This is a genomic window from bacterium (assembly GCA_040757115.1).
Lineage (GTDB): Bacteria > UBA9089 > CG2-30-40-21 > CG2-30-40-21 > SBAY01 > JBFLXS01.
This window is the reverse complement of sequence record JBFLYA010000321.1, coordinates 1-3,658: the sequence shown is the minus strand read 5'-3', so window position 1 is coordinate 3,658 and position 3,658 is coordinate 1. Positions and strand designations below refer to the sequence as shown.

Below are 3,658 nucleotides of genomic sequence, written 5' to 3'. Positions count from 1 at the left end.
GAAATTTGTTGTTTTCCACAATCAATTTCTACCTATTTCTATAAATTTCAATCTATTTCTATTATCTTATCTCCATATCACTCTTATCTCCTTATCCCCTTTCTTACACTTTTGATATATAGCCTGCACTTTTGATATATAGCCTGAACGGTTACGAATTAGAGATGAGCGAACTTGCTTATCTAAAACTCAGTAAATTCGGTGGAATAATGAGAAAGGTCTAGTTTTTCTTGTTCTGGTATCAATCGTATCCCCCATTGTTGCATTGCCAGGGCTCCAAATAGGACTTCGATATTTTTCTCTTCTTCATCATCTCCAATATGGTCAATAACCATAGCTTCCGTATGAAAAGGTTTTCCTTCGATGTCGCCAACTAATACAGCGGCTTGTGAAGACACCTTCATCTCACCTCCCAATTTGGTATATGTAGGGCGAGGAAGATTTATCGTAGTAAGTTGTGTTGCGACATCAGGAGTAATGTAAGTATTTCGGGCTCCTAAGTCAAAAAGTGTCCATACATTTCGTCCCTGAACATTTATCATTTGTCGAATTCTACCCATTGTTCACCTCTATTTTGCCATATAGCAGTTATTAGCCCAAAATAGTGGTCTGTAACATTTGACTTTAGATTCTCCTGAAAATAGGAAGTAGAGAGTAGAAAGTAGAGAGTAGAAACTAAAGAAAACACCACTCCTCACGCTTATCTCCCTATCTCCCACCTTCTATCTCCTACCTACTATTTTCATCGTCATTTGTGAGTCGCAGACTCATGGGCGTTCTCCTGAAAATAAGAAAGTAGAAAGTAGAGAGTAGAAAGTAGAAAGTAAAGAAAACATTACTCCTTACGCCTATCTCCTTCCCTCCTACCTTCTATATCCTACCTACTATTTTCATCCTCATTTCTCCTGAAAATAGGAAGTAGAGAGTAAAGAAAGCAAGCCGCTTCCCTCTCTCTACTCTCTACTCTCTACTTTCCTTGCTATACTCATCTTTTTAATCTTATCTTGTAACTTTAAAAAGCCGTATAAAAGTGCCTCAGGTCTTGGAGGACAACCCGGAACATAGACATCTACAGGAACTATCTTATCAACTCCCTGAACGACATTATAGGTATTAAATACACCGCCGGAATTAGCACAACTACCCATTGAGATAACCCATTTGGGTTCTGGCATCTGGTCGTAAAGCAATTTAAGTCGCGTCGCCATTTTATGAGTAACCGTGCCGGCAACAATCATCACATCAGATTGTCTGGGTGAGGGACGGAATACACCTGCACCAAACCTATCTAAATCATATCGAGAGGCACCCGCCGCCATCATCTCAATGGCACAACAAGCCAATCCAAATGTCATAGGCCAGAGTGAAGAGCGCCTTGCCCAATTAATTATAAAATCAACCGGAACAATAATAATTTGTCCACCGGGTAATTTTTCGACTATGGGCATTGTCTTTTCAAGTAGTCCCATTTAAAACTCCTCCTTTACTCCCATTTTAATATCCCTTTTCTCCAGGCATAAATAAGTCCGATAACAAGAATAGCGATAAAAATTATCATTTCAACAAATGCAAATAGTCCAAGTTCCTTAAATACCACTGCCCAGGGGAATAAAAATACAACCTCAACATCGAATATAACAAAAATCAAGGCAAATAAATAGTATCTGATATTGAATTGTATCCAGGAAGTGCCGACAGGTTCTTCACCACATTCGTAAGTCGAGCTTTTGCGGTCTGATGGATTCGAAGGTCTGGCAATCCAGTTAGCAATAAATCCACCTGCGACAAAAACAATTCCCACGACTAAAAATAACGCTACCCAGGTATAATCTTCAAGCATATTAATTTTCTCCTCTTTCTTTCACAATACCTTTGGATAAATTTTAGTGTTACTTGGTCTTCTCCAACAGATTATTCCCCACTTCTTACTTTTTATCCAAAAGCCTTCTTTTATTTAAATATTGGTAGCCGTTCACCGCACAGACAAAAGAGTTCGCAGAGAAAAAATTAAAAACTATTTACCAGACGCAGAATTCCATCACGGATTTTCATCAGTGCAATCTTTTGAGGACCGACATATCATGATTGATTAACAAATTTGGTTTTGATGTCCTGTGTATTTCCATAATTGCCTCAATAATCTTTTCTGTTATCTGATTTATTTCCATGTCTTCTCTGTTCCTCTGTGTCTCTGCGGTAAATTACCACCTCAACGGTTACTGTTACTGGTGAATTACAAACCACAGTTAGAAATAGTCTGCTGTTCTTAAGAATATACCATAATACCTTATTTCTGTCAAGATTTTTTTGTGAAACTTATCCATAAGTCTCAATGGGGTAGTATTTAACCGCAGAGACACAAAGACACAGAGAAGAAACACAAAATAGATTAAACTAAATTCCTGAGAAGGCAGAGAAAACTTTCATATTTCTCGCAAAGACGCAAAGAATACTAATTCTCACTTCAGATGGACAAACAATTACCAGATTTTTACTGATTACTTTCTACTCTTTCCATAGTATAATCTGCCAGGTTTAGCAAGGCATCTTTATATTGATTATTATCCAGTGAATTAAGGGTTTGTTTAGCTACATCAACATAACTTTTTGCCTTGTTTTGTGAATATTCCAACCCCCCATATTTCTTAATTAACTTCAGGATATTTTCTTTTTCACTTCTATTAGTTAAAATTTTTAGTTCCGTTGGGGTTGAATAGTTTGCGGCATATATTACTGGTAATGTAAATTTACCATTTAACAGGTCATTTTTCGTTGACTTACCAGTTTTTACCTCATCTGAGATTAAATCTAATATATCATCTGTAATCTGAAAGGCAGTGCCCAGATTAAGTCCATAAGAAGCTAATGAATCTACTGTTTGTTGTGAAACCCCACTAATTAATCCCCCAATTTTACAGCAGGTAGAAAAAAAGATTGCGGTTTTTTTCTCCACCATATTCAAATATTCATGCTCTCCGGGTAATGTATTTGCCTTCAAGGTTTGTAAAATTTCTCCTTCACATATTTGAGAAACAGTATCTGCCACTATCTCCATTATTCTTTTCTCGCCATCTGAGATAATCAACCCAACCGCCTTACTATACAAATAATCACCCAGGAGTATGGACAATTTATTATCATATTTAGAATTAAGTGTTTGTTTGCCTCGTCGTAGTTTTGCTTCATCAATCACATCATCGTGAATAAGTGTAGCGGTATGAATAAGTTCTAATGCACAGGCAAGATTAATATATCTTTTCCCGCCATTAAAATTACACGCCTTTGCCGAAAGAACAAGTAAAACCGGTCTTAATTTTTTACCCCCTGATTTTAAAATATAAGATGAGGAATTAAATAAAAACTCAATATCAGACAAGGTCTTTTCTTTTAAGACAGTCTCAATTTCTTTAATTTCTTCGTTTATAATTTTGAAAAAATCCATATTTTTCTCTTTCCATTAATCAAAAAAAGATAACTATTTAGCCCTCTGAAGTGTTAGGTTCAAGGTTCCATGAGCAAGGTAGAAAATACCCCCCTTACTCCTTGTCCTTAAATCCTGGACCTACTGTTTCAATTCACCCGGGTAAATAACAAAAAAAATTAAGTAATTAATTTTATCAAAAGGATACTAATTTTGTCAAGAGGCTGACCGAAATTT

The 3,658-nt window shown here is 36.3% G+C and carries 5 protein-coding genes; all 5 read right to left on the bottom strand.

Annotation, left to right across the window (positions count from 1 at the left end):
• Window positions 1-182: 182 nt before the first annotated feature.
• The 5 genes from AB1422_17860 to AB1422_17840 all read right to left on the bottom strand — a co-directional run bounded on the left by AB1422_17860 (window position 183) and on the right by AB1422_17840 (window position 3,442).
• Window positions 183-560, bottom strand: coding sequence for a hypothetical protein (locus AB1422_17860; protein ID MEW6621169.1), 378 nt, complete (start codon window positions 558-560; stop codon window positions 183-185).
• A 9-nt stretch (window positions 561-569) separates the two neighbouring features.
• Entirely contained in the window at window positions 570-719 is a 150-nt protein-coding gene (locus AB1422_17855; protein MEW6621168.1) for a hypothetical protein, read from the bottom strand.
• Between the two features lie 234 nt (window positions 720-953).
• Window positions 954-1,448, bottom strand: a complete 495-nt coding sequence (locus tag AB1422_17850) for an NADH-quinone oxidoreductase subunit B family protein (GenBank protein MEW6621167.1) — start codon at window positions 1,446-1,448, stop codon at window positions 954-956.
• Between the two features lie 35 nt (window positions 1,449-1,483).
• Window positions 1,484-1,840 carry an NADH-quinone oxidoreductase subunit A gene (locus tag AB1422_17845; GenBank protein ID MEW6621166.1) on the bottom strand — a complete coding sequence of 119 codons (357 nt, stop codon included), beginning with the start codon at window positions 1,838-1,840 and terminating at the stop codon, window positions 1,484-1,486.
• 651 nt (window positions 1,841-2,491) lie between these two features.
• On the bottom strand, window positions 2,492-3,442 hold the full coding sequence (locus AB1422_17840; GenBank protein MEW6621165.1) for a polyprenyl synthetase family protein: 951 nt from the start codon (window positions 3,440-3,442) through the stop codon (window positions 2,492-2,494).
• Window positions 3,443-3,658: the final 216 nt, after the last annotated feature.